The sequence below is a fragment of the Chryseolinea serpens genome, from assembly GCF_900129725.1.
Taxonomy (GTDB): Bacteria; Bacteroidota; Bacteroidia; order Cytophagales; family Cyclobacteriaceae; genus Chryseolinea; species Chryseolinea serpens.
The window spans coordinates 224619-249417 of the sequence record NZ_FQWQ01000005.1 but is presented as its reverse complement, the minus strand read 5'-3'; the positions used below and the strand labels follow the sequence as shown (position 1 = coordinate 249417).

The 24799-nt window shown below is 50.7% G+C and carries 24 protein-coding genes and 1 pseudogene; 6 read left to right on the top strand and 19 right to left on the bottom strand.

Features of this window, described 5'->3' with window-relative positions:
- Positions 1-37 precede the first annotated feature (37 nt).
- Positions 38-688: a M15 family metallopeptidase gene (locus tag BUB30_RS29065; RefSeq protein ID WP_221408818.1), complete on the top strand. Its 651-nt coding sequence runs from the start codon at positions 38-40 to the stop codon at positions 686-688.
- 39 nt (positions 689-727) lie between these two features.
- On the opposite strand, the gene BUB30_RS29060 is transcribed toward BUB30_RS29065, so the two are convergent.
- From BUB30_RS29060 to BUB30_RS29035, 6 genes are all read right to left on the bottom strand, one after another.
- On the bottom strand, positions 728-1573 hold the full coding sequence (locus tag BUB30_RS29060; protein ID WP_073141698.1) for a sugar phosphate isomerase/epimerase family protein: 846 nt from the start codon (positions 1571-1573) through the stop codon (positions 728-730).
- Positions 1574-1721: 148 nt separating this feature from the next.
- A complete protein-coding gene (locus tag BUB30_RS29055; RefSeq protein ID WP_073141696.1) occupies positions 1722-2885 on the bottom strand; it encodes a 2-isopropylmalate synthase in 1164 nt (387 codons plus the stop codon).
- A gap of 49 nt (positions 2886-2934) precedes the next feature.
- Positions 2935-4041 (bottom strand): 3-isopropylmalate dehydrogenase, encoded by a 1107-nt coding sequence (gene leuB, locus BUB30_RS29050; protein WP_073141694.1) that lies wholly within the window; start codon positions 4039-4041, stop codon positions 2935-2937.
- Between the two features lie 4 nt (positions 4042-4045).
- Positions 4046-4633, bottom strand: a complete 588-nt coding sequence (leuD, locus tag BUB30_RS29045; protein WP_073141693.1) for a 3-isopropylmalate dehydratase small subunit — start codon at positions 4631-4633, stop codon at positions 4046-4048.
- A gap of 27 nt (positions 4634-4660) precedes the next feature.
- Entirely contained in the window at positions 4661-6067 is a 1407-nt protein-coding gene (leuC, locus tag BUB30_RS29040) for a 3-isopropylmalate dehydratase large subunit (RefSeq protein WP_073142454.1), read from the bottom strand.
- Between the two features lie 337 nt (positions 6068-6404).
- Positions 6405-6815: a Dabb family protein gene (locus tag BUB30_RS29035; protein ID WP_073141691.1), complete on the bottom strand. Its 411-nt coding sequence runs from the start codon at positions 6813-6815 to the stop codon at positions 6405-6407.
- 128 nt (positions 6816-6943) lie between these two features.
- Here BUB30_RS29035 and BUB30_RS29030 point away from each other — a divergent pair, with 128 nt between their 5' ends.
- Together BUB30_RS29030 and BUB30_RS29025 are read left to right on the top strand one after the other, a co-directional pair.
- On the top strand, positions 6944-7900 hold the full coding sequence (locus BUB30_RS29030; RefSeq protein WP_073141689.1) for a hypothetical protein: 957 nt from the start codon (positions 6944-6946) through the stop codon (positions 7898-7900).
- Between the two features lie 12 nt (positions 7901-7912).
- Positions 7913-8872, top strand: a complete 960-nt coding sequence (locus BUB30_RS29025) for a collagen-like triple helix repeat-containing protein (RefSeq protein WP_073141687.1) — start codon at positions 7913-7915, stop codon at positions 8870-8872.
- 77 nt (positions 8873-8949) lie between these two features.
- On the opposite strand, the gene BUB30_RS29020 is transcribed toward BUB30_RS29025, so the two are convergent.
- The 13 genes and pseudogenes from BUB30_RS29020 to BUB30_RS28960 all read right to left on the bottom strand — a co-directional run bounded on the left by BUB30_RS29020 (position 8950) and on the right by BUB30_RS28960 (position 19376).
- Positions 8950-9333, bottom strand: a complete 384-nt coding sequence (locus BUB30_RS29020; RefSeq protein ID WP_073141685.1) for a VOC family protein — start codon at positions 9331-9333, stop codon at positions 8950-8952.
- Positions 9334-9429: 96 nt separating this feature from the next.
- On the bottom strand, positions 9430-10071 hold the full coding sequence (locus tag BUB30_RS29015) for a pyridoxamine 5'-phosphate oxidase family protein (RefSeq protein ID WP_073141684.1): 642 nt from the start codon (positions 10069-10071) through the stop codon (positions 9430-9432).
- A gap of 10 nt (positions 10072-10081) precedes the next feature.
- Complete coding sequence (locus BUB30_RS29010) at positions 10082-10492, bottom strand: GNAT family N-acetyltransferase (protein WP_073141682.1); 411 nt, start codon at positions 10490-10492, stop codon at positions 10082-10084.
- A 30-nt stretch (positions 10493-10522) separates the two neighbouring features.
- A complete protein-coding gene (locus BUB30_RS29005) occupies positions 10523-11527 on the bottom strand; it encodes a zinc-binding dehydrogenase (RefSeq protein WP_073141680.1) in 1005 nt (334 codons plus the stop codon).
- A 111-nt stretch (positions 11528-11638) separates the two neighbouring features.
- Positions 11639-12718: a branched-chain amino acid aminotransferase gene (locus BUB30_RS29000; protein WP_073141678.1), complete on the bottom strand. Its 1080-nt coding sequence runs from the start codon at positions 12716-12718 to the stop codon at positions 11639-11641.
- Positions 12719-13121: 403 nt separating this feature from the next.
- A pseudogene (locus BUB30_RS28995) lies at positions 13122-14132 on the bottom strand (pyridoxal phosphate-dependent decarboxylase family protein); the annotation flags it as partial.
- A 131-nt stretch (positions 14133-14263) separates the two neighbouring features.
- The gene (locus BUB30_RS28990; RefSeq protein ID WP_178377225.1) at positions 14264-14770 is read right to left on the bottom strand and encodes a DinB family protein; all 507 of its coding nucleotides are present in this window, start codon (positions 14768-14770) and stop codon (positions 14264-14266) included.
- Positions 14771-14824: 54 nt separating this feature from the next.
- The gene (locus tag BUB30_RS28985; protein ID WP_073141673.1) at positions 14825-15307 is read right to left on the bottom strand and encodes an OsmC family protein; all 483 of its coding nucleotides are present in this window, start codon (positions 15305-15307) and stop codon (positions 14825-14827) included.
- 4 nt (positions 15308-15311) lie between these two features.
- Positions 15312-15848 carry a GNAT family N-acetyltransferase gene (locus BUB30_RS28980; RefSeq protein ID WP_084138456.1) on the bottom strand — a complete coding sequence of 179 codons (537 nt, stop codon included), beginning with the start codon at positions 15846-15848 and terminating at the stop codon, positions 15312-15314.
- Between the two features lie 12 nt (positions 15849-15860).
- Entirely contained in the window at positions 15861-16337 is a 477-nt protein-coding gene (locus BUB30_RS28975) for a GNAT family N-acetyltransferase (RefSeq protein ID WP_073141671.1), read from the bottom strand.
- Positions 16325-16693 carry a DHCW motif cupin fold protein gene (locus BUB30_RS28970; protein WP_073141669.1) on the bottom strand — a complete coding sequence of 123 codons (369 nt, stop codon included), beginning with the start codon at positions 16691-16693 and terminating at the stop codon, positions 16325-16327. The genes BUB30_RS28975 and BUB30_RS28970 overlap by 13 nt, the downstream gene beginning before the upstream one ends.
- Before the next feature lie 4 nt (positions 16694-16697).
- Positions 16698-17612: an EamA family transporter gene (locus BUB30_RS28965; RefSeq protein ID WP_073141667.1), complete on the bottom strand. Its 915-nt coding sequence runs from the start codon at positions 17610-17612 to the stop codon at positions 16698-16700.
- Positions 17613-18038: 426 nt separating this feature from the next.
- On the bottom strand, positions 18039-19376 hold the full coding sequence (locus tag BUB30_RS28960; RefSeq protein ID WP_073141665.1) for a serine hydrolase domain-containing protein: 1338 nt from the start codon (positions 19374-19376) through the stop codon (positions 18039-18041).
- Positions 19377-19725: 349 nt separating this feature from the next.
- Between BUB30_RS28960 and BUB30_RS28955 the strand changes: the two genes are divergently transcribed.
- The 3 genes from BUB30_RS28955 (at position 19726) to BUB30_RS28945 (ending at position 24717) form a co-directional block, all read left to right on the top strand.
- Positions 19726-20400 (top strand): hypothetical protein, encoded by a 675-nt coding sequence (locus BUB30_RS28955; protein ID WP_143165129.1) that lies wholly within the window; start codon positions 19726-19728, stop codon positions 20398-20400.
- A 105-nt stretch (positions 20401-20505) separates the two neighbouring features.
- Complete coding sequence (locus tag BUB30_RS28950; RefSeq protein WP_073141662.1) at positions 20506-22905, top strand: ABC transporter permease; 2400 nt, start codon at positions 20506-20508, stop codon at positions 22903-22905.
- Between the two features lie 657 nt (positions 22906-23562).
- Positions 23563-24717, top strand: a complete 1155-nt coding sequence (locus tag BUB30_RS28945; RefSeq protein ID WP_245804196.1) for a PQQ-dependent sugar dehydrogenase — start codon at positions 23563-23565, stop codon at positions 24715-24717.
- The last annotated feature ends 82 nt before the right edge of the window (positions 24718-24799 follow it).

Sequence of the window (24799 nt, the reverse complement as noted above, 5' to 3'; positions counted from 1 at the left end):
TTTCCCTATGCAACGCTTGAGTCTTCTCCTTCTCGCTATGTCCGTCTCCCTTTCGTCGTTTGCCCAAAATAAATATGGCTTGAAGGCCACCACGCTGGCAGAATATAAAGAGACTGTGAAGGCAAACCCGGAAAAAGAGTTGATCAATCTGGAAAAATTTGTACCGGGTCTTGTGTTGGACATACGCTATGCCACCACCAATAATTTCACCGGCGAAAAGATCTACAACCTCGCCCGCGCCTATGCCCGCAAGCCCGTGGCCGAGTCGCTAAAAAAAATCCAGGCCGATCTGAAGAAACAAGGGTTGGGGATAAAGATCTTCGACGCCTACAGGCCCTACAAAGCCACCGTAAAATTTTACGAAGTCTATCACGACACCACCTACGTGGCATCCCCCTATCGCGGCTCGCGCCACAACCGCGGCTGCGCACTCGACCTGACGGTGATCAATCTGAAAACCGGTGAAGAATTGAAAATGCCCACGGGATTCGACTCGTTCAAAAAAGAAGCGTGGCCCACCTCGCCCGTAAGCGATCCGGAAATTCTGAAAAACAGGACGCTGCTCATCAACGCCATGGAGAAACACGGCTTCAAAGTGAATGGCTCAGAGTGGTGGCACTATGATTTTATCGGCTGGAAAAAATATGAGGTGCTCGACATTGACTATGAAGAGCTGGAAGGGATCTAGTCTTCCTTAAAAGTATTCCGCAAAAGTTAGGGGTGATCTTTATGGCAGCGCTTTGAGAAACGCGATGCTCAAGGGAATCTGTTCTTCGGATCGCGACGATTCATCCTCAATAAAGAAATGCTTGATGCCGTTCTTCTTGGCCTCCTTCATGATCTCGGCAATGCCCACATCGCCCGTTCCCAACACCACGTTCGATTCAACATCGGCATGACCGTTGTCGCTGCCGGGTGTGCCGGGCTTGCGGTCTTTTAAATGAAGCATCACAAAGCGCGTGGGATATTTCTTTAATAAAGCCACCGGGTCTTGCCCGGGCTGCTTCACCCAAAACACATCCATCTGGAAGTGCACAAAACGCGAATCGAATTTATCGACCATGTTGTCGAAGAGCGTGCCGTTTTGATAGGGCTTGAACTCGAAGCCGTGAGGGTGATAACAAAGCAAGAGTCCGCTCTGCGCCATCACCCGGCCGGCGTTGTTGAAGACTGCCGCTGCCCTGTCTACGTCGGCTATGTTAAAAGAATCTTCTTTGTGTGGGATCCAAAAACAAACGACATAACGCGCACCAAAAGCCCGGGCCTCGTCGGCTACGGTTTGGGGAAATTTTTCGAGCCGCTCGAAGTCTGTGCCATAGCTCACCACATTGAGTTCATTCTGTGCCAACAGCTTCATGAATTCGGGGAAGGCCAGCCCATAGGTGCCACCAATCTCGATTTCCTTGATGCCCATGTCCTTCACCTTCGCCATGGTGCCCGGCACATCTTTGGCAAACTGGTTTCTGAGGCTATAAAGCTCCAGGCCAATTTCCTGGGCGGTGGCCCGGATACCGGTAAAACTTGTGCAGGCGAGTATGAGGAATGTGATCTTGCTGAAACGGCCCAGGGTCATACTTTTGGATATTATTGAGCGATGAAGATAAAAAATATGCCTGAACAAACAATTTTTTTAGAATCACTGAGTTCAGGCCTGGTCATAAAAAAGGGTAAAGCGTCATGCCCTACCCTTTTTATTGCTTTGCAAACCAATGCAACGCAGATTATTTCTGTACCAAAATCGGCGTGTTGGCCACCAGGGTGATGAGATCTTCATCCACCACGTTCTTCTTTTCATCGGCCACCACCAGGAAGTTGTCATAAAGCTGGTCCAGCTCCGATTTGTTGGGTTGATAACCCAGTAATTCAAGGCGATGTTTCAAGGCCGCCCGGCCGCTGCGCGCGGTCAGGATGATCGAAGACGAAGGCACGCCTACATCCGACGGGTTAATGATCTCATAATTCTCCGAGTTTTTCAAGAAGCCGTCCTGGTGAATGCCCGACGAGTGTGCAAAGGCATTGGCACCTACGATGGCCTTGTTGGGTTGCACCGGCATACGCATCATATCCGAAACCAGCGTACTCATTTCATACAGCATGGTGGATTTGATGCCCGTGGTGAGGTCGAGGTCCTTGTGCGTTTGCAGGATCATGGCCACTTCTTCCAGCGAAGTGTTACCGGCACGTTCGCCAATGCCGTTGATCGTTACTTCGGCCTGGCGTGCGCCGTTCATGAGACCGGCGATGGTGTTGGCGGTGGCCAATCCTAAGTCGTTGTGACAATGCACGGAGATGATGGCCTTGTCGATGTTCTTCACATTGTCGAAAAGATATTTGATGCGTTTGCCATACAAGTGGGGCAGGCAGTAACCGGTGGTATCCGGAATGTTTACTACATCCGCACCTGCGGCGATCACGGCTTCCACCAATTGCGCGAGGAACGCCAGGTCGGCGCGACCGGCATCTTCGGCAAAGAATTCCACTTCATAGCCCTTGGCTTTGGCATATTGCACAGCCCAGGCACCTTGCTCCATCACTTTCTCGCGCGTGCTGTTGAACTTGTGTTTGATGTGAATGTCGGACGAACCGATGCCCGTGTGGATGCGACCGCGTTTGGCGTGGTGCAGGGCTTCGGCAGCAACGTCAATGTCTTCCTTGCGGGCACGCGTGAGGGCGCAAACGCCTACGTGTTTCACCGCCTTGGATATTTCTACCACCGAAAGAAAATCGCCGGGACTGGAGATGGGAAAACCCGCCTCAATCACGTCGACCCCAAGCTCCTCGAGCTTTCGTGCCACCACGATCTTTTCATCGGTTGACAATTGACAGCCCGGCACTTGCTCTCCATCGCGGAGGGTAGTATCGAAGATTTGAATTTTGTTGCTCATACTTTTTTTATTTTTTGGTTGGCCCGTCAACAACGGACCGGGGGTTTCATTATGCGTTTGCTTTTTGATCGACCGAGACCAGCATCCGGATCTGGTTGCACACCACGTTACCCATCACTTCGGTGCCCAATACTTTTTCATGGGGCGTCTTGGCGTCGGCGATGTCGCGGGTGCGGTACCCTTCCTTCAGCGTTTGCTCCACGGCTTTGATCACCGTGTCGGCTTCTTCCTTCAATCCGAAAGAGATATCCAGTAGCAAGGCTGCCGAAAGAATGGAGGCCAATGGATTGGCTATGCCTTTTCCGGTGATGTCGTGCGCACTGCCGTGGATGGGCTCGTACAAGCCTACGGTGTCGCCTACCGATGCAGAGGCCAGCATACCCATGGAGCCGGCAATTTGTGAAGCTTCGTCGGTGAGGATGTCGCCGAAAAGATTTCCGGTCACCACCACATCGAAGCTCTTCGGGTTTTGGATGAGCTTCATGGCCGCAGCGTCTACGAACATGTGCTCCACCTTAACATCCGGATATTGCTTCGCAACTTCCTGCACTACCTCTCTCCACAGGCGCGAGCTTTCCAGCACGTTGGCCTTGTCTACAGAAGTAAGTTTCTTGCTGCGGGTTTGCGCCGCCTTGAAAGCTTTGTGCGCGATGCGTTCTACTTCATAGCGGGAGTAGATCATCGTGTCGTAGGCCGTGTCGTTGTTGTCTTTGCGACCGCGTTCGCCGAAGTAGACGTCGCCAGTCAGTTCACGGAAGAAAAGAATGTCGGCCCCTTTCAGGATCTCGGGCTTGATGCTGGAGGCTTCCAGCAATTCATCAAAAAGTTTTATGGGGCGCAGGTTGGCATAGAGGCCCAGTTCCTTGCGCATCTTCAGCAGGCCTTGCTCGGGGCGGATCTTTGCTGAAGGGTCGTTGTCGTATTTGGGGTGACCTACGGCACCAAACAAAATGGCGTCGCAGTTCTTCAACTTCGTCAGTGTTTCGTCGGGCAGCGGGTTGCCGGTGGCCTCGATGGCTTCGTGGCCGATGAGGGCCTCGTCGAAAATAAAATCATGTCCGAAGCAATCAGCGATTTGTTCCAGCACTTTTTTGCCGCTTTCGGTTACTTCTTTGCCGATGCCGTCACCGGGAAGTATGGTAATTTTTTTCTTCATCTTTTTAATGTACTAATTCAAAATGACGGATCTCATCGCGCAGGCTCAACAGGTAGTCGATGTCGTCGTAGCCGTTGGCGAGGCATGTTTTCTTGTAGGCGTTGATATCGAACGATTCGGATGAGCCGTCTTCCAACGTAACTTTTTGTTGGGGCAGGTCAACGGTGATCGTGGTTGAGGGATTTTTTTCGATCGCGGCGAAGATCTTCTTTAAGAACTCATCCGAAACCTGTACCGGCAACAGCGCATTGTTCAGGGCGTTGTTCTTGAAGATGTCGGCAAAGAAGCTGGAGATCACGACGCGGAATCCATAGTCGTAGATCGACCAGGCGGCGTGCTCGCGGCTGCTGCCACATCCGAAGTTTTTACCGGCGACCAATATTTTGCCGGTAAACGTTCCGTTGTTCAGGATGAAATCCGCTTTTGGCGTGTTGTCGCTGTTGTAGCGCCAGTCGCGGAAGAGGTTTTCGCCAAAGCCTTCGCGCGTAGTGGCTTTCAGAAAGCGCGCGGGAATGATCTGGTCCGTATCAATATTTTCAATCGGCAGGGGCACTGCCGGGGTTTTCAATGTGGTGAACTTTTCTTTCGACATACGATTTCTCTTTCCTTATTTTTTCAATTACACCAGGTTGCGCACATCCGTTACTTTGCCGGTGATGGCGGCCGCCGCGGCACTGAGCGGGCTGGCCAGGAAGGTGCGTGACTTCGGACCCTGGCGTCCTTCAAAATTCCGGTTCGATGTGCTGATGCAATATTTGCCGGCAGGGATCTTATCTTCATTCATCCCCAAACATGCCGAGCAGCCGGGTTGACGCAGTTGAAATCCTGCGGCTTCAAAAATTTTGTCCAAACCTTCTTCGCGCGCCTGATTTTCTACTTGCTTCGATCCGGGCACCACCCAAACTTCTACGTTGTCGGCTTTCTTCTTGCCTTCCACCATCTTGGCCACCAGGCGCAGGTCTTCGATGCGCGCATTGGTACAGCTTCCGATGAAAACGTAGTCCACAGATTTGCCTAAGATGGCTGAACCCGCTTCGAGGCCCATGTATTCAAGCGACTTGGTGAACGAAGTTTGTTCGCTGATATCTTTCAACTCGCTCAACGTAGGAATGCGGTCCGTCACCTTGATGCCCATGCCGGGGTTGGTGCCGTAGGTGATCATCGGTGCAATGTCGGCCGCGTCGTAGGACAACTCCAGGTCGTAGTGCGCGTTGTCGTCCGATTTCAATTGTCTCCACTGCTCCACCAGGCGATCGTATGTTTCACCTTGGGGTGCAAATTTTCTTCCCTTGATATAGTCGAATGTGGTTTGATCGGGTGCGATCAAGCCGCCGCGTGCGCCCATCTCGATGCTCATGTTGCAAATGGTCATGCGCGCCTCCATGGACAGGTTGCGAATGGCTTCGCCGGCATATTCTACAAAATATCCTGTAGCCCCGCTGGCCGAAAGCTTCGCGATGATGTACAGGATAATATCTTTTGCCACCACGCCTTTGCTCAGCTTGCCGTTGATCTCGATCCTCATGGTCCTGGGGCGATACTGCAGCACGCACTGTGTGCCGAGTACTTGCTCCACTTCGCTGGTGCCGATACCAAACGAAATGTTCCCAAATGCACCGTGCGTCGACGTATGACTGTCGCCACAGACGATGGTCATGCCGGGCAGCGTCAACCCCAGTTCGGGGCCGATGATGTGGACAATGCCCTGGTAGGGGTGGCCCAGGTCATAAAGTTCGACGCCGAATTCGGCGCAATTTTTCCGCAGGGTCTCTACCTGGTGGCGCGACAGCGCTTCCTTGATGGGGAGGTGCTGGTTTAGGGTGGGCACGTTGTGATCGGCCGTGGCCGTGGTGCGCGCAGGGTTAAATACTTTCACGCCTCTTTTGCGGAGGCCGTCAAACGCCTGCGGGCTGGTGACTTCGTGAATGAAATGACGGTCGATGTACAGGGCATCGGGATGGCCTTCGCTGCTCTTCACTACGTGGGCGTCCCAGATCTTGTCGAATAATGTTTTTTGTTGTGGCATCATGTCTGGTCGGTGAGCTTTTTGTAACAAGTGTTAGTTTGCTCTACGCTGGTTAAAATGAAACCGCCCCGTCCCGAAAAAATCGGGACGGGGCGGAATATAAAGTCGTTATGTTCTGGATCGATCTCCGGAGAGATTTTAGCCTTCTTTTTTAAAAAATTATTGCGAGAGGATTTGGATTCACGAAGATGAGGAAAGTTACGGCCTACATCAACGAATTGTTAAAAAATTTTTATCCGCGCTAACAAGTGTATGGTAGCGAAAAAGCCTTCACACGTTTGAAATTTAAAGGATTTACCGTTCAAAAATTCATCTCGCTCGCGCCGCATTTCTGGCATTAAACATCCATGGCGTCGTACACGATCACCTTCTCCCAGAGATGCGAGCAGTTCTCGATAAATTTCAAGTGAATGGGATGCGTTTGGTAGGTGGCTTGGCCGGCGAGGTCGTCGAAAAGCATGAGCTCGGAAGCGCTGTAGCTGTTGTCTACCACGTCGCGCTTTTCCGTGCTGGCGGGCACGCCGATGTGGAGCTTTTTGATGGTCTCGATTTTTTCGAGCGTGCGCAGTCCTTCGAGGAGTTTTTGAAGGTCTTCTTTCGAGTCGCGGTTCTTCAGCCAGAAGAATACGTGGTGTGCGAGTTGTTTTTTATCTTTCTTGGTTTCCATAGTAGTGGTCGATGCAGTAGCGGCGCCGGCGGTCAACACAGCGGCACTGGCCAGAAAGGTACGACGGTTTTGTTTTTCCATAGCTAGAGTTATATTGAGCGAAAGTAAGTTAGGCAATAATAAAAAATCTTTTGAGAAAAATACCACCACACACAGGCTACAGTTGATGAACGGCCTTTTATATTGTTAAAACCAAACCTTTATACCCTATGACACTAAAACATGTTGCATGGTCATGCTCGTTGCTTGCCCTCGCCTTACTATTTCCTGGCTGTGGAAAGGATGGCGATCCCGGGCCTCAAGGTATCCCGGGAACGCAAGGCGCCACCGGCGCTGCCGGAGCGGATGGAAAATCATCCTTTCAATTGTCGACAGATTATGGAAATATTCAAGGAACTATTACCGGTATCCGCAACGATGGCACTGCATTTTCCGAACCCTTCGACTTTAACGCTTGCAAGGACAAAGGCGGCATCGAAAATGGATTCGATGGTCACTATCTCGCGCTGACACGATACGGCGAGGGCTCCAACAACAAGATGTCCTTTTATCTCTCTTTTGAAAAGAATCAAATGTCTTATTCCCGATCCTCTACCGCAGACTTTCAATTCTTCAAAGAAATAACGGGGAGCTCAGCATTCAGAATCAATGGCATAATGGTAAATCACGAAATCAGCGTGGCGTGGCCGATAGATCCCTACTTAAACGATGCCAAATATCACTTCATTTTCAATACCAATGGCGACGGCACCATCCGCCCGGGTGTCGAAGATTCACAGTTCGGATTTAGAACTTCGGACGGTAGCGAAGTGCGCTTCAATTCAGCCAGTGGAGCGTTTATCCAAATAAAGGCCGCTGATGGGACCGTGAGCACAACATCGCCGGTTTACAGTAAGATACGTCTGATTTACTCTGCGCCTTATTACTATTTCATCGATGAATTTGGTGTCAGCCTCGCGTCCAATGGGGTGATACCTGCCGACCGATTGGAAATCCAGAACTATACGTACGACGATGCTACCGGCAGTTTGAAGTTCACTTTTAAAATGCAATTAGAGGGTTTCGCGCGTGATCGTTACACCAATAGCACACAGCACCCCCTCACCGTATCTGGGAAAGTGGATGTAAATATCTACAGTGGTTTACTCTCACGAACGGGGAATTAAAAAAAATAAGTTATGGCAATTCATATAACAAAATTATTTCAATCGGCGTGGATATTTCCCGCGTTCATTTTCTTGTGCTGCTGCGCCGGAAAAGATGGCGATCCAGGACCTGCGGGACAACCGGGGCCCTTGGGCCAAACCGGTCCATCAGGCCGCGATGCCGAATACGGATCGGCAACAGCAGGTTCAATCAAGGGCAACGTATCGGGTACTTTAAGTGACGGGACACCCTTCTCCGAAGATTTCACGTTCAACAAAAATCTAACCAAAGGTGAGATCGATACAGACAATGACGGCTACCGTTTTTTGAGTTTCGAAAGATACAGCGATGATATGAGCAGCAGAATGAGTATGCTGTTTCGATACAACGAAAATTCACTACAGGTGGTTGACTATGACAATACGTACCCCTATACAAAGACCGAATTCAACCTGACAATACTTCGGAGCGATAACAAAGCAACTGAAATTCATGCCACTCCGAAGTTCTTTCCCTTAGACGTAAGATGGCCTATAGCGCCCACGCTAAATCACAGCAAGTTTCATTTTGATTTTAGGATCAATTCGTATGGGAACACAAACATCATCTACCAAGATCCAGTGTATCAGTTCGGCACCGAAGACGGTTCTCTTGTCTCCTACGATAAGGTCTCCGGAGCGTTTGTTCAAATTCAAAATCCCGATGGGTCCATCGCTACGACGACATCACCTTATGATGAATTGACCTTGGCATTTGATTCGTTTTATCCCTATTTTATGGATGAGAGTCGTGCGAATCTGTCAACGATTGAAATTATTCCTTCAGATCCACTGTCCATCAGTAATTATTCCTTCGATAAAGATTCTGGCAAACTAAAATTTGACTTTTCATTAACGATCAACGGTTCGGGCAGGGAGCAAAACAACACTGATCATCCAGTGACAGTTACCGGGAATGTAGATGTCTTTGTTTACTCCACAATTTTACATTAAAAAATATAAAGACCTGATAGAAAGGTTATCATTCACAAATGCAAAAGAGAGGTCTTAAAAAAGGCCTCTCTTTCTATTTAAATAGTTATCTCGATCCGGTTTCCGTCCGGATCAAGGGCTACGCTTTCATAATAGCCGTCGCCCGTTGTACGCGGCTCACCCACGATCGCGTAGCCGTCTGTTCGTAATTGCTCTGTTAGAAGATCGACCTTTTCTTTGTCGCCCACCGCGATAGCAAAGTGTGTCAACCCCATACTTTCTTCTTCTTGCGCGCGAGCGGGGATACCGGACTTTTGCATGATTTCTATCCGGCTTCCCTCTGAAAAAGAGAGAAAATAGGATTGAAACTGTTTTTTCGGGTTGGTGTATTTTTCTCCTGCCCTCGCGTTGAAGTAGCGCTCGTAGAAAGCTTTCAGTTTTTCAATGTCGGTGGTGTAGAGGGCGATGTGGTCGATTTTCATAGCAGGGAAAGTTAAACCGTCTCGCTTTCGCTAAAGCTTCGGTGAGCAAAGAAAGACGCCCTCGTTCGCTAAAGCTTCGGCGGGCAAAGCAAAGTTTTATTTCAGGTAGCTTGGTAAGGACACACCGGGTTTTAGTGCGGGGTCGGGTTGGGGTGAGTGGCGGGTGATTTCCAGGGGGACTACGCCGGCCCAAACATCCATAGTATAATCTTCATCATCGTCTTTCGGGGGGCCTGTTCGCACTTTAGCAGAGGCCTCTTCAATTTTAAACGAGAGCAACTTCGTCGCTTTCCATTCGCCGGCGGTGGGTTTGCGTACGTCGTCCCAACGGCCGGGCTGCATTTTGTTGGTGAAGACTTCGAGGGCAGTGTACAGTTCGTTTTCGTCTTCTACTTTTTCGGGAGTGCTGAAGACCACGACGGAGCGATAGTTCACCGAATGATGGAACGCAGAGCGGGCCAATACCAGGCCGTCCATGATCGTGGCACTGATGGACACCGGGGGTTTCTTCTCTGCCAGTTCGCGCATGTAGAAACTTCCCACCGAGCCGTGCAGGTAGAGTTTGTCGCCGATGCGGCAAAATCCGGTGGGGATTTGAAAGGCTTGGTTGTCGCGTGTGTAGGCGAGCGTGCAAAAAAGAGCCTCGTCGAGGATGGCATAGACGGCGTCTTTGTCATACACACCACGTTTGGGCAGACGTGTGATCTCAGTTTTGTCGGTGATGGGGAATTGTGCCATGGTGTTTTTTTTATTTTCGGGGGATCATGAAACAATGTTCGAAGCGTTGCATGCCAATCTTCGGATAATATTGCTGGGCTGCTGGCGCCGCGAGCAAAATGAGCGCTGTGTTTTCACCCGCCACTTTGTGCGTCTCATCAATCAGGCGTTTGCCGATGCCTTGCTTCTGAAAGGCTTCGTCCACGGCAAGGTCGGAGAGGTAGCAACAAAATGAAAAGTCTGTTAACGCGCGCGAAACACCCACCAACGTATCGCCGCTCCATGCCGTGATGAGCACGTTGCCATGATCGAGCATGCTTTGAATGCGCTGCCGGCTGTCTACAGGGCGCCGCTCCGCTAACGTCGAGCGCTTCAACAGATCGATGAATGCCTCGGCGGTGAGCCTGATGTTGCTGCGATAGATGATCTCCGGTTGTGACATGTTATTCTGTATATCTTTTCTAACCTCGTCTTACTTTTCAATCTTCAAAAGGATCTTCCCAAACTGATGGCCTTCTTCCATGTAGCGCATCGCTTCCTCGGCTTGCTCCAGGGAAAAGGTCTTGTCGATAATGGGTTTCATGCCGCGGCTTTCAAGGAAGTCGAGCATGGAGAGAAATTCGTCGCGGGTGCCCATGGTGGTGCCATGAATGGAAATTTGCTTCCAGTAGAGCTGACGCGTGGCAATCTCCGAGATGTTGCCACCGGTGCGGCCATAGTTCACGATGCGGCCGCCGGGCAAGGCCAGCGTGATGTATTTTGAAAATTGATCGCCACCGGCGCCGTCGATGATGATGTCAAATCCTCCGCCACTTTCTTTTAATGCCTTCTCCGCCCACTCCGGGTCCTTGTAGTTGAAACCGCCTAACGCGCCCAACCCTTTTGCTTTCGCCAACTTCTCTTCCGAGCTGGAGGTCACATAGACGCGCCCTTGATAAGCCACGGCAAATTGCAACAGCCACAACGCCGCTCCACCTCCAATGCCCGTAATCAACACTTTCTCTTTGCTGCGTAACCGTGCCTTCGAAAATAAAGCCCGATATGCCGTAAGGGCCGCCAGCGGCACGGCCGCCGACTCGGCCATCGTGAGATGCTCGGGTCTTTCGAAGATGTATTTTTTTGAGATGACGATGTAATCACTGAACGTGCCGTTGTCGGGGTAGCCCAGGATCTTAAAAGAATTTCCCTGCACAATGGGGTTCGCTCCCCATTCCAGGCTGGGGTTGATGATCACCTCCATGCCAATGAACAAGGGATCCACATCCTCTCCCACTTCTTCGATCACGCCGCTGCCGTCGGAACCGAGGATGTTCCCCTCCGGCGGCAGGCCGTCTTTCTCGCGCCACACCCAAATGTCGAGGTGATTCAGCGCTGCATATTTTAGTCGAACCAGCACCTGGTCTTTTACAGGTCGGAATTTTTTGATGTTCTGCACCACCAGCGGGTGGTCTTTGCCTTTGAAGAAAACTGCTCTCATAGAAAAAAACGAAATAGTACGGTTTGCCCACACGTTTTGTGGACGGCGATCGGTAAAGGCTATTGAAAGTCCTCGCCCAGCGGATGTGCCGGGCGAGGATGATGTAGAAGGTTATCGCGCGGGAATGATGTAGTTCCAGCCGTGCACATCCGGCTCAACCCCCAGGCGAATGTTGTTCAGTTTTTCTTTGGCCCGTTGCTGGAACGAATCGGGAGTCACGGCCGGCACCGAATAGTCGACACCGTGAATGTTGATAGCAGCAATGGGAGATACAACGGCTGCGGTACCCGCTCCAAAGGCTTCGGTGAGCGTGCCTTTCTTGAAAGCTTCCTCGATCTCGGCCACACTCACGCGGCGTTCTTCCACCGTCATGCCCAGCGACGGCGCGAGTTTAATGATGGTGTCGCGCGTCACACCGTCCAGCAAGGCTGTGGTGAGTTTGGGGGTGATCACTTTTCCGTCGATGACGAACATCACGTTCATCACGCCGGCCTCGTCGATGTATTTATGTTCTTTTGCATCCGTCCACAACACCTGGTCAAAGCCTTCCTGGCGGGCCACTTGCGTGGGATAGAAGGCGCCGCCATAGTTGCCGGCGCATTTTGCAAAACCGGTTCCGCCTTCTGCAGCGCGCACAAACGTTTCTTCCACTTTCAACCGTGTGGGTTTGCTAAAGTAGGCACCAGCGGGGCTGGTCAATACAAAGAATTTGAAGTGGTCGGCGATCTTCACGCCAAGCCGCGGCTCGTAGGCGAACACCACGGGGCGGATATAGAGAGACGCGCCTTCACTGGTCGGGATCCAACTCTGGTCGGTTTCCACGATGGCGTGCAGGCTTTGGATGAACAGTTCTTCCGGGATTTCGGGCATGCACATGCGGGCCAATGACTTGTTGAGGCGCTCGCTGTGTTTTTGCGGGCGGAAAATACAGATGTCGCCGTTTTTATTGCGGAAAGCTTTCATGCCTTCAAAGACGGACTGGCCATAATGCAACGAAAGCATGGCGGGAGACATCATGATATCACCGAAGGGTAGAATGGAAGGCTCCTGCCATTTGCCGTTCACATAGTCAACCATGAGCATGTGATCGGAAATGTATTTCCCGAACTCCAGGTTGTTAAAATCAACTTCACTGATTCTCGATTTGGCGATGCGCTTCGTGGCAAAGGCTGGGGTGGATGTCGTGGTCATAGCAAATGGTATTAAGGAGTGAATTTCATCATAATTTTTACATAATTCCCGTCTTGGCCGATATTTTATCGGTTTCCGCCCCGGAATGCGGGTTTTTCCAAAGAAATCGCTTCCCGGACAAACGCCGTTCCCCTTACGCCGGTTGGACCTTTTTCAACTTTTCCGACACTTTTTCCAGCACCTCAAAGGCCAGGTCCATGTCGGGCAGGTCCGTCAGCCAATTCGAAACCGCGGCCCGTATGGCCCAGGTCCCGTGCAGTTGGGTTGGCGTGAAGAACACCCGCCCGTCGTCGCGCACGGCTTCCAGGAATTTGTGGATGATTTCGGCTGAGCGGTCGTCTTGCTTCAACGTGAAACACACCACGTTCATGCGCACCGGGGCCAACAACACAAAATCTTCGGAGGCTTTCAAAAGCTCTCCAAAATGATGGGCCGCGGCGCAGTTCCGTTCCACAATTTCGCGGTAGCCCTCTTTGCCATAGGCCATCAGCGAGAACCACGAGGGTAACGCGCGAAAACGGCGCGAATTTTCGGGTGTGTAATGAAAAAAATCCGGGCTCTGATCGGGATCACCCAGGTAGGCCGCGCTGTTTTGAAAAACGCTGAGCTGCAAATTTTTGTGCCTCGTAAATTGCATGGCTGCGTCATAGGGAACGTTCAGCCATTTGTGGGCATCGATGGTGATGCTGTCGGCAGCGTTGATGCCCTCCATCAAATGCGCAAACTTCTCGGAGCACGCGGCAAATCCTCCAAAGGCAGCATCGACATGCAACCAGAAGTTGTACTTCTTTTTCAGCTTGCCCACTGCGACAAGGTCGTCGAAGTCCACCGTGTTCACCGTGCCGGCGTTGGCCACCACAATGACAGGACCGGTTTGTTGCTTCAATTGTTTTTCCAGCGCATCGATGTCCACGGCTTCGCGTTCGGGAAGAATGGCGACGCGGATCACTGACTTTCTACCCACGCCGAGCATCGACAACGATTTAAATATGCTGGAGTGTGGCGTTCCGCTGAGCACCGTCAAGGGTTGAACGCCGGTCAGGCCATCGTTGCTAAAATCTTTGCCTTGTTGCAATCCCACCCACTGCCGGGCGAGTGCCAGGTTGGTAAAGTTCGAAATCGTAGCGCCCGAGACAAACGCACCGAAATACGCTTCGTCAAGACCAAACAATTGTTTGAAAAAATGGATCGTCTGACGCTCCAGCTGTGGGGCAATGGAGTCGTTGCTGCCACAGGCATTCTGGTCGTAGGCGCTCACCAGCCAGTCGCCGGCCACCGACGCGGGTGTGGAGCCACCGGTTACAAAACCAAAATACCGCGGCCCGGCGCTGTTCGCCATTTGATCGGCAAAGTTTTTTGCAAAATGATCTAACGTCGCCAGGGCGCCGATGCCTTTTTCAGGAAGGGTCTCCATGGGGATGTCGGCTATAAATCTTCCGGGCGGCAGTGTGTCTTGTTGGCGGAAATATTCAGCAGCCACCTTTTGAGTTTGGCTGAGTACTTCCTGCAGGGTTTCGCGGTCTTTTTTTAACAGAGGATGCATGGCTATTTTTTTAGCGTAGAAATAATTTCAGAGATGCGCACCAGGTGATGGTCGTCGTGCTCGGCATCGAAGAAGGCCAGGTCCACCGGGGTCATGGTCACTTTGAGCCGGGGGTGAACGGAGGTCCGGCTCAGCTCATCATCCGCCAGCAAGCGGTAGCGCGCGATATTCTTTTTCCGATTTTCATAAAAAAAATCGATCACCTTCTGCAACGGCCACGCATTGTAATCCTGCTTCAATCCAAACACGGCCGGCGACATGACGGGCAGCTGGTTCACAATCTCATCGATGCGTTTCAACGCCACTTCGTCCACCTCGCCCAGGTGCGCGATGTTTTCCTTGACCGACCATTTCATGTCCAGCTTGTTGGAAAGGATGTCATCCGGGAGGCCTTTCGTTTTCATTTCCATTCGCGCCACAGTGCCCTCCAGCCGGTCGAGTTGAAAGGGAAGCAGTCCCCCGGCCAGGCCAAAGGGGAACGTGCGGGTGAGCCATTCTGATTTTTTCATGATGAAATTCATTTACCGGAAAAAATACTTTTGAGCGATGTGCCTGCAAAAAAATCAAGCCACCGTGTTTTCCACTACCAGTGCTTGGGAGATATGATGCACGGGAAAGTTTACCGAGCGCGCAATAAAGCACAGGCTATGAGCTTCTTCATGCAGCGCGTTGGCTTTGTCGATCATGGACCTTTCTTTTACGGTGACGATCGGGCGCAGCGTTACTTCTATGAATTGTCCGCTGCCATTTTCGTTTTCCGCCATGGTGCCCGCAGCGTTGTCCGTGTACTCCATCACCACCACACCATTCACGGCACACAAATGCAAATACCACAGCATATGACAGCTCGACAGCGAAGCCACCAACAATTCTTCCGGGTTATAGCGCGTCTTGTCGCCTCTGAACTTCGGGTCGGACGAGGCAGGGATCTCGGGTTTGCCGGCGACCGCCAGGAGGTGGCTGCGTTCGTACGCCTTGTACTCGGAGGTGCCGGTGCCCTTGTTGCCCGTCCAGGAGAGGGTGGTGTTGTAGTGGTGATTTGCCATGTGGTCAGGTTAGTTTCTTTTTGTAGAGCAGGTCGGTTTGCAGATCGGTCCCCAATAAAAAAGGATGCGAGCTAAATTTTTCAAAACCCCATTTTTCATAAAACGCGATGGCGCGCGGGTTGAACTCCCACACACCAAGCCACAGCGTGTCGCAGCCTCTTTGTTTGGCCAGATCGATGCTGGCCTGCATCAACGTTTTGCCGACGCTCTTTCCGAGGAAATCGCGATCGGAGTAGATGCGCTCGAGTTCGATGCTCACGGTGTCGGGGGGCGCGTCCGGGTTGAGTTGTGTGCGCAGCTTCGCGTAGCCTGCCACCGTGTCGCCGGCCTGGGCGATCAGAAAGATGGCATGCGGGTCTTCAAGTTCTTGTATGAGTCGTTCGGTCGTAAAATTTTTATCGACATAGAGCTTCACGTCAGCTTCGTTGTTCAGGGGTGCAAACGTTTCGTAGAAGGTCTTCCATCCCAACTCTGCCAAAAGCGCAGCGTCGTCAAGATTGGCGTTTCGTATGGTGACGGCGGTGTTCATGATTTTTTCCATCGAATTTACAGCTTAGGATTCTTCCGTGAGCAACAGTTGCATTTTGATATTGCTTCGTTTGTACGGACCATCCAGCGGGATCTCTTCAAAGCCCAGTTTCCGGTAAAGCTCGATCGCGGTGGTCAGGATCGTGTTGGAATACAGAATGATTTTTCGCGCACCCAACGTGCGTGCCTTGTCCCGGGCCGCCTCGGCCAGCGCCCGACCTAAACCTAAGCCCCTGTGCTTATTGTCCACGGCCATTTTCGTAAACTCATAGACTCCGGGTTCGACAAATTTCAATGCCGCTGTTCCCACCACCTGGCCTTCATAAACGGCCATGAGGATCTCGCCGCCTTTGCCCAGGATGTGCAGGTCGGGATGTTGCAACACGGCTTCGTCGATGGGCTCCATCCAGAAATATTTCTCGATCCATTCGCGGTTCAGCGCTTCAAAGAAAGGCTGGTGCTCCGGCCGGTAGGCTTCGATAGCAAGGGTTACATTCTCCATGGGTTGCGCGGTTGTTGATAGTCCAAAAAATTTCCATCTACAATAAACAACTTCACGCCCTGGCGGGATGAAGACCGGTGCAGGCTCACGTTGTCAGACACCTGGTAGCTCATGCCGGCCGACAACCGGAAGGTGCGTCCATCCGAAAGCTCGGATTCCATTTCGCCTTCCAGGCAAAAGAGGATGTGCCCGGCCTTGCACCAGTGGTCGGCTTTATAGTCTTTTGAATACTCGACCAGTCGCACGCGGAACGTTCCAAATTGCAACGTCCGCCACAAGGCCATGCCCGACTCGCCACGGTGTTCCGTGATGGGCACGGCATCCCATTGTGTGGTATGAAATAATATCGGGTTCATTTTTTTAGCGGGTGAATTGGGCTTTCCAAAGATCGCGAAGCTGGTATCCCTTGTTCACGATGTAGATGCCGGCCACCGTGATCAAAATGGCCATACCAATCTTGGCGTTCAACTTCTCGTCCAAAAACAACCAGCCGAGCAACACCGCCACCACGGGGTTGACATACGCATAGAGCGACACGATGGTCATGGGCAGGTTGCGCAATGCGTAGGAGAAGCAAGCGTAGGCCACGATCGATCCGAAAATGATCAGGTAGATGAGCGAATACACCGCCTCGGCCGACCAGGATATGGTGCTCAGATCATCAAACAAAAGTGAAGCAGGCACGAGCCACAGACCACCAAAAAGCATCTGGAGGGCAGCGTTGAGAAAAAGGTTGCCCACGGTGCCACGCTTCTTCAGCCACACGGCACCGCCGGCCCAACTCACCACGGCCACGAAGATGGCAAAGATGCCGATCTGGTATTCCAGTCGCGAGAACTCTTGCACATGTTCTCCAAAGATCATGACAATGCCTACCAGGCCTACGAGCACACCGAGAATGATGGGAACCGTTGGTTTCTCTTCGCGATTGATGGTAAGGTTGATGAGGATCACCATCACGGGCATGAGCGAGCAAAGAATTGCCGCTACCCCACTGGGGATGAGCACTTCAGCCCAGGCCACCAAGCCGTTTCCCAACGAGATCATGAAGAACCCGGCCACGGCCTGGCGCTTCAGCTGTTCGAGGGAAGGCCAGCTTTCCTTCATTACAAAGATCATGAATCCTCCCAGCAGCAGCCCGGCCGAGATCTGGCGCAGTACCACAAACAGGAAGGCCGGAAAATGAACAACCGCCACGCGCAATGCCAGGTAGGTCGTTCCCCAGATGATGCAGATAGCACCCAGTGCGATGTAAGCCAGTAGATCTTTTTTCAAGTGATGATCGGGTTAAAGGGTGAATGAGGTTGCGTGTTGAATACGGGGTTTGCACCGCACTCAAAACTTCCTATAAAAACGTAGAAAAAACAGTTTCAGTTTCGAGAATTTTGACCAGATCAGTTTAGGCCAATTCAGGATTGGTCAAAGGTATTCACCTATGCCTCCCCAAGTGACCCTTATGGACTCGGGGAGACCTGCACGATAACACCGTTATGAAATTATCAAAGTTAACCTATCAGCCACGGAGCGATTAGAGTAGAAGTTTACCAAAAGGACAGAATAGAAAGCGTTGGAATAGGGGAGTCCGGGTTGATTGAACTCCCCTCAACAAAGACAGATTTGTTAACCGACAACGTGGATTTGAAATTTGGTCGCTCCGTCAGTTTTTGCAGCGCTTTTTACACGTTTTTAACGGTCATGATTTCATTTTTCTTTGGTGAATAAAACCGTTTCCCCTCCTTGTTTAAGCGTCATCTCCCTCTTGTCAGGATTGAACTCCATTTTTATTCCAGCAGGGTCAAATGTAAACTTGTCCTTTTCTGTCGCTTCAAGAGGAAAGGGTGATTGTTCGGTTGCCTGTGAGATCAAAGTTGTATTGTTCTTTGTTATGGTAATTTTTAATGGAATTTGTGTACTGGAATAAACACCTAAATATTTGTCTAAGTCTTCCGTTTTTAAGGTGATTGAAGGTGCATTGAATGTTGGTATGGAATACGGCATGTCAAAATAAATACTTAAAATCCCGATCAGGATATCATTCATCGGATAGACCTGCCCGTTTGTGCAATATGCCACCGTTAAACTGTCTTCAGGAAAATAAGCCAGCGTAGATAAAAAACTATCGATCCCTCCGTTGTGTCCATAAGCGCTTTTCATGTGGAAAGGAATTTGAAACATTCCCATTCCGTATCCGTCTGTCATCGTTTTCATTTGCGTTAAGCTGCTGTTGGAAACTAATTTTAAGGAGAATAACGACTCAATAAATTTAGTCAGATCGGCTGGCGTTGAAACAATGGCGCCTGCAGCACCTGGAATACTCATATCTGTTTCCGGTGCTTGTTCCCAGCTATTTAAAAAGCGATATGAAAAACTCTCATTCTTTTTAGTATCGGTCTTTGTTCCAACGTAAGTATTGGAAAGACCAATTTTTGAAGTGATTCTATTCCGCAAATATTTTGGATAAGACTGTTTAGAAACTTTCTCTATGATGTAGCCTAAAACAACGTAGTTCGAGTTGCTGTAGGAAAATTTCTCGTTAGGCTGAAAATCACTCTTGCTTTTAGCGATGATCGCCAGCATGTCGTCTTGTGTTTTCGGTAGCGTCATCCAGGTTAAATATTCCGGATCATCCGTAAAATTGTGGAGCCCGCTCCTGTGATTAAGCAGGTTACTGATGGTAATTTTACTGGCGTTTGGAAGTTGTGGAAAGTATTTATCTACCGTCGTGGTTAGTTTTAGTTTTCCATCTTCAATCAGTTGAAAAATCATTGTCGCGGTAAACATTTTAGAGATTGAACCAATACGATATTTCGTTTGATCCGTTGCAGGAAGTTTCTCGTTGCCTGAAATAAAGCTGTACCCAATAGCCCTACTGTAAATCACGGTGCCATTTTTAGAAATTGTCAAACTACCCATTGCTTTGTTCTTTTCAGCAAGTATGTTCATCAAGCTGTCAAGCTTAGGTTTGTTAAAGCTTTGGGAAAAAATTGTCCCGAAAGAAAGCCCTATAAGTAGGGCTGTTGTGAAGATTTTAGTTTTCATTATTGGTTTGATTCTGGTTTAGTGGGTTAGATTCCTATAAAGGATGAAATAGTAGTCCAAATAGTTTTGCAGGGGGGTTTGGCGCTTGCCATAGAAGTTTTTTTGGTACAAATTCTTCAGGCCATCAATGGATAGCTAAATCGATGAACTTGGATGAACATAGCCTTTGGCTAAAACAGTTTCGGTTTTGGGTATTTTGACCAGATCAGTTTAGGCGGACCCGGGGAGCGGGCAACTTGAATGTTCCTGGTTTAATCTCTAATTTTAGTATGAAGGATGCGTATTATCGCCCGACAAAAAAATGCGTTACCGTTTCGCGCCAGCCCTCCCAGGAATTCTCCTTTTTTTCGTGACCTGTTTAACTCCGTCCGCTATCGCTCAGGCCCCGGCAACGCTGCGGCTAAAACCGGGCGAGGACATACGGGCCAGCGCATGGCGCGATAGCCTGTACAGGTTTTCTTCCTTCCTGGAGGGACAAGCCATCTTTACTTCCGGGCCGTCACCAAAATACAAGATGAACTACAACGTGCTGTCGGGCGACATAGAATTCCTTAATCCAAAGGGCGACACGATGGTGTTGAAGAAAACACCGGAGGTAAAACTGGTCATGGTGGGCGGGCATGTGTTTTTTCTGGAGCCTGCCCAGGGGTACATCGAAATCCTTATTCAGCAACAACTGGCGTTGGGTGTGAAAAAAGAATTTGTGATCGTCCGCAAGGACGTAGAGGTCAGCAACGGCTACACCACATCATCCGACAACACCGGGGCCGTGGTTGCCTATCGCGGCAACTCGCGCTCCATCAGCAGCAATGCCGACCTGTTGGTACGCGTGAACAACAGCTATTTTTTTATCGATCAAAAGAATGAAGCGCATCCCGCCACCAAGGCCTCGCTGATGAAATTGTTTCCCGACGATCGCGATAAACTGAAGACCTATCTGAAGGAGCAACATACGGATTTCAAACAAAAAGACGATCTGGCAAAGGTGCTGACTTTTTGCAACGGACTCTCCCCCGGCAAGTAGTACACAGCGCCATTCTTCTACGCGAAGCCAACTTAGTGTAGTTCCATCCGCTGGGATTGCAACTTTTTTGCGATCTTTAACATCTCCTGACAAAACTCATCCCCTATGCTGAAGAACCTCATCATCATCGCCTGGCGCAACATCCGCAAGGATAAAACCTACAGCGCCATCAACATTCTGGGTCTCACCATTGGCATCACCTGCAGTATGTTCCTGCTGATGTACATCCTGGATGAGTTGAGTTTCGACCGCTATCATGCCAACGCGCCGAACATCTATCGCGTGGTCTCCAACATCAAAGAGCCCGACAACGCGTTCACCTGGGCGGTGGCACAGCAACCATTGGCTCCCGAACTGCGCGATAACTACCCCGAAGTAAAAAATGCGGTGCGATTTGACGGGTTCGGTGGAAAGCCCTTGTTCAAAAATGGTGACAAGTCATTCTACGAAGACAATATCTACTATGCCGACTCCACCGCGTTCGACATGTTCAGCTACACTTTTATCGACGGCGATCCCAACACGGCCCTGGACCAGCCCTTCTCCATCGTGCTCACCGAAAAACTGGCCATAAAATATTTTGGGGGGACCGACAACGCCGTGGGGCAGGCGTTGGTGAACCAGAACAACGAAACGTTCAAAGTCACGGGCGTTATGAAAAATGTTCCCCTGAATTCACACTTTATTTTCGATGCCCTGGCGTCGGCCAATACACGAAAAGAAAATACGTCATGGGGAAACTTTGGAGTGTATACCTATATTCAATTACCCGAAGGCTATGACATCAACAAGATGTACGCCAGCCTGAACAAGATCCTGAAAGAAAAAGTCGACGTCATCTTCACGCAATACAACATCAGTATCAAATACGAGTTGCAGCCCATCGTCGACATCCATCTTCATTCCAAAATACAGGACGAGGCCGAGGGTGGTGGCGATATTTCATACATCTACATCTTCGCGGCCGTGGCGGCATTCATGCTCATCATCGCCTCCATCAATTATATGAACCTGGCCACGGCGCGCTCTGCCAGCCGCGCAAAAGAAGTGGGCATCCGCAAAGTGATGGGGTCGATGCGTCCGCAGCTCATTGCGCAGTTCATTACCGAGTCGGTGGTGATCACGCTTCTGGCTTTGGCAACCAGCCTGATACTGATCTATGCCTTGTTGCCACTCTTCAACGAGCTCTGCAATAAACAACTTCCGTTCAGTTACATTCTGCAGGCACCGGTGTTGCTGAGCTTGATCGGCATTGTGTTGGTGATCGGTATTGTCGGTGGCAGTTATCCCGCGTTGTACCTGTCGGGCTTCAACCCGGTCAGTGTGCTCAAGGGAAAGCTTTCGGCCAAGGGTGGCAACGCCATTTTCAGAAAAGTGTTGGTGATCGCGCAATTTGCGATCTCCATTTTCATGCTCATCTCCACGCTCATTGTGTACGATCAGTTGCAATACCTGCGCAACAAGGACCTCGGCTTCACCAAGGAACGCGTGATCCGCATGCTGCTTCCCACCGACGACCAGATCCAGCACGTGGCGGCCATCGAGGAGAGTATGCGCCAGGCCAAGGGCGTTGTGGCTGCGGCCTCCGCCAATTCGTCGCCTGGATTCGGCATTGGCAAACTCTTGATACAGGTGGAGGACAACGATGGCAAATTATCGGAACGCGGGGTGGATTTGTATAACATCGATTACGACTTTGTGAAAACACTCGGCATGACCATTGTGCAGGGTCGGGATTTTTCGCGCGACGTGCCTGCGGATACGACGCGTGCCGTCCTCGTGAACGAGGCCATGGTGAGGCGCATGTCCTGGAAAGATCCAATCGGGAAGAAATTTGTCTATAAGGGTGGCGGACCGAATGGCACCGACGTCGAGAAACAGGTCGTGGGCGTCGTGAAGGACTATCATCAAAATTCCCTCTACGACGTCATCGAACCCCTCATGATCAACCTCGCTCTGAAAAACAATTTCATCTTTATAAAAACAGAACCCGGCGACGTTCGTCAATCGTTGGCTGCGATAGAAAAAACATGGAAAGATCTGTATCCCAACTATCCCTTCGACTATCAATTCCTCGACCAGGATTTCAATTCCCAATACAAGTCGGACGAAAAACGAAGCCAGATCTTCACGGCCTTCTCCGGGCTCACCATCTTCATTGCCTGTCTCGGTTTGTTGGGGCTGGCGGCCTTTACCACAGAGCAACGCACGAAGGAAATTGGCGTGCGAAAAGTTATCGGCGCCAGCGTCGGTGGACTGGTCCTGCTGGTGGCACGAGAATTTTTTGTGCTGGTTGGTATTGGCACGGTGCTGGCGTATCCCTTCGCCTGGTATTTCACGAGCACGTGGCTGCAAAGTTTCGCCTACAAAATCGAATTGAACAATGAATGGATGACGTTTATTCTTTCGGCGCTGCTGGCGGGGATCATTACTTTGATCACGGTAGGCTATCACGTGATGCGGGCGGCTTCGGCCAATCCAGTCAAGGCGTTGCGCGACGAGTAACGAAAAGGCACAAAGGGACTAACGCCAATTTGACTCCTTTGAAAGATCCACCTCGCAGTTTTTCACGACGGCCTGTAAGACTACCAATTTCACTGTTGAAACATTGATCAATGCATCGCGTGTTGACGGTCATTTTAAACCGTGACAGTTATTCATCAACCCCGTTATTTATAAATCCTTTAATTTTTTTGTCGCCTTCCGATTGTGCAACCGTTTGATTGGATCATGGATCTTTTTTATGAACCAATGCTTCATCCCTTGATGATTATATCTTATATTCACTATACATCCTGCTGATTTGATAGGCGATCTGTTTATTCACAAGAAGATAAACGGACCAAACATGCACCCTCTGTGCAAGGGTGCTCAGCGCACAGGCCGGTGACCACATAAAGGATCTACACTTGAAGAGATGTGGACAAAGACCGAGCCCGTGCAACCCTAAATTTGAGTTGGCTTAGTTTATATAGAGGCGGTCCGATCCCCCGGCCGCCTCTTCTTTTTTTCACATCTCTTAAGCACACGGTCTGCGCCTACCACGGATTCCTATATTCAACCTCTTTCGCATGACAAAAGGATTGCGCCGCTTATCCGAGTGGGGCGCCCCGATAGGATTTCTTTCTCTATCTTAGCGCGCTTTAAAAAAATCAATACCAAATGATCAACAAACTGCTTTATCCTTTTTGCCTGGCGATGGCCATCGTCCTTGTTTCCTGTGGGACGCAAGAGCGGAAGCCGGCCGGCGCCATTGTTCAATCCGAAAAACAAAAGTTCATGGTCGACACCATCACGTCCGCCACAGACACCGCCGTGGGCGCGCTGAAAAATCCATGGGGCATGGCCTTCCTGCCCGACGGCCGCCTGCTCGTGACGGAACGCGATGGCAATATTCGCATCGTAAAAGACGGCAAGCTTTTAAAAGAGAAAATCGAAGGCGTTCCCCCGGTATACGTTCACGGCCAGGGTGGTTTACTCGACATCCAACTTCACCCTGATTTTGATAAGAACGGTTGGATCTATCTCAGCTATGCCAAACAGGTAGCCGACAGTGGCGGCACCGTGATCGCACGCGCCAAGCTGGAAGGCAACAAACTCACCAACCTCGAAGAATTATTTCAGGCCCTCCCCCTCACGCCGTCTGAAGTACACTTTGGTTCGCGCATCGCGTTCGATGACAAAGGCTATATGTTCTTCACCTGCGGCGAACGCGGCAAAAAAGAAAATGCCCAGGACCTCAGCAACCACCTTGGAAAAGTAATGCGCCTTCACGACGACGGCAAAGTGCCCAGCGACAACCCGTTTGTGAGCACGATCGGCGCGCGTTCGGAGATCTGGTCTTATGGCCACCGAAGTCTTCAGGGATTGTATTACGACAAAGAAACCGGAACGCTCTGGGAACACGAGCACGGCCCCCGTGGCGGCGACGAGTTGAACATCGTGGAGAAAGGAAAGAACTACGGCTGGCCGGTGATCACCTATGGCATCAACTATGACAGCACGATCATTACGGACTTAAAAGAAAAAGAAGGCATGGAACAGCCCGTGCGCTACTGGGTACCTTCTATCGCCCCGTGCGGACTAACGATGGTGACGTCTGATAAATATCCCAACTGGAAAGGCAACCTGCTCGTAGGCGCCTTGTCGCACCAACTGGTAGCCCGCGTAGAGATCGCCGACAAAAAATTTGTGAAAGAAGAACGCTTGCTCGAAAAGATCGGCCGCGTCCGCTGCGTAACCCAAAGCCCCGACGGCTACATCTACGTTGCCATGGAGAACCCTGGTAAGATCGTACGCCTGGTTCCTGTAGAGTAATTTTACGCGTTAAAGATGGCTTGCTCTCCGCAGCTTCGGCGAAGGAGGGCTCTTAGCGCCCTTTGTGATGAAACACAGGGGC

Excerpts from the sequence above, each read along its gene's own strand:
- BUB30_RS28975 (WP_073141671.1), bottom strand. The coding sequence starts at position 16,337 with ATGGAGAATGTAACCCTTGCTATCGAAGCCTACCGGCCGGAGCACCAG.
- BUB30_RS29025 (WP_073141687.1), top strand. The coding sequence starts at position 7,913 with ATGGCAATTCATATAACAAAATTATTTCAATCGGCGTGGATATTTCCC.
- BUB30_RS29005 (WP_073141680.1), bottom strand. The coding sequence starts at position 11,527 with ATGAGAGCAGTTTTCTTCAAAGGCAAAGACCACCCGCTGGTGGTGCAG.
- BUB30_RS28950 (WP_073141662.1), top strand. The coding sequence starts at position 20,506 with ATGCTGAAGAACCTCATCATCATCGCCTGGCGCAACATCCGCAAGGAT.
- BUB30_RS28985 (WP_073141673.1), bottom strand. The coding sequence starts at position 15,307 with ATGGCAAATCACCACTACAACACCACCCTCTCCTGGACGGGCAACAAG.
- BUB30_RS29060 (WP_073141698.1), bottom strand. The coding sequence starts at position 1,573 with ATGACCCTGGGCCGTTTCAGCAAGATCACATTCCTCATACTCGCCTGC.
- BUB30_RS28960 (WP_073141665.1), bottom strand. The coding sequence starts at position 19,376 with ATGAAAACTAAAATCTTCACAACAGCCCTACTTATAGGGCTTTCTTTC.
- BUB30_RS29055 (WP_073141696.1), bottom strand. The coding sequence starts at position 2,885 with ATGAGCAACAAAATTCAAATCTTCGATACTACCCTCCGCGATGGAGAG.
- leuD (WP_073141693.1), bottom strand. The coding sequence starts at position 4,633 with ATGTCGAAAGAAAAGTTCACCACATTGAAAACCCCGGCAGTGCCCCTG.
- BUB30_RS28990 (WP_178377225.1), bottom strand. The coding sequence starts at position 14,770 with ATGAAAAAATCAGAATGGCTCACCCGCACGTTCCCCTTTGGCCTGGCC.
- BUB30_RS28945 (WP_245804196.1), top strand. The coding sequence starts at position 23,563 with ATGATCAACAAACTGCTTTATCCTTTTTGCCTGGCGATGGCCATCGTC.
- BUB30_RS29020 (WP_073141685.1), bottom strand. The coding sequence starts at position 9,333 with ATGAAAATCGACCACATCGCCCTCTACACCACCGACATTGAAAAACTG.
- BUB30_RS29010 (WP_073141682.1), bottom strand. The coding sequence starts at position 10,492 with ATGTCACAACCGGAGATCATCTATCGCAGCAACATCAGGCTCACCGCC.
- BUB30_RS28970 (WP_073141669.1), bottom strand. The coding sequence starts at position 16,693 with ATGAACCCGATATTATTTCATACCACACAATGGGATGCCGTGCCCATC.
- leuC (WP_073142454.1), bottom strand. The coding sequence starts at position 6,067 with ATGCCACAACAAAAAACATTATTCGACAAGATCTGGGACGCCCACGTA.
- leuB (WP_073141694.1), bottom strand. The coding sequence starts at position 4,041 with ATGAAGAAAAAAATTACCATACTTCCCGGTGACGGCATCGGCAAAGAA.
- BUB30_RS29015 (WP_073141684.1), bottom strand. The coding sequence starts at position 10,071 with ATGGCACAATTCCCCATCACCGACAAAACTGAGATCACACGTCTGCCC.
- BUB30_RS29030 (WP_073141689.1), top strand. The coding sequence starts at position 6,944 with ATGACACTAAAACATGTTGCATGGTCATGCTCGTTGCTTGCCCTCGCC.
- BUB30_RS29065 (WP_221408818.1), top strand. The coding sequence starts at position 38 with ATGTCCGTCTCCCTTTCGTCGTTTGCCCAAAATAAATATGGCTTGAAG.
- BUB30_RS29035 (WP_073141691.1), bottom strand. The coding sequence starts at position 6,815 with ATGGAAAAACAAAACCGTCGTACCTTTCTGGCCAGTGCCGCTGTGTTG.
- BUB30_RS29000 (WP_073141678.1), bottom strand. The coding sequence starts at position 12,718 with ATGACCACGACATCCACCCCAGCCTTTGCCACGAAGCGCATCGCCAAA.
- BUB30_RS28980 (WP_084138456.1), bottom strand. The coding sequence starts at position 15,848 with ATGGAAAAAATCATGAACACCGCCGTCACCATACGAAACGCCAATCTT.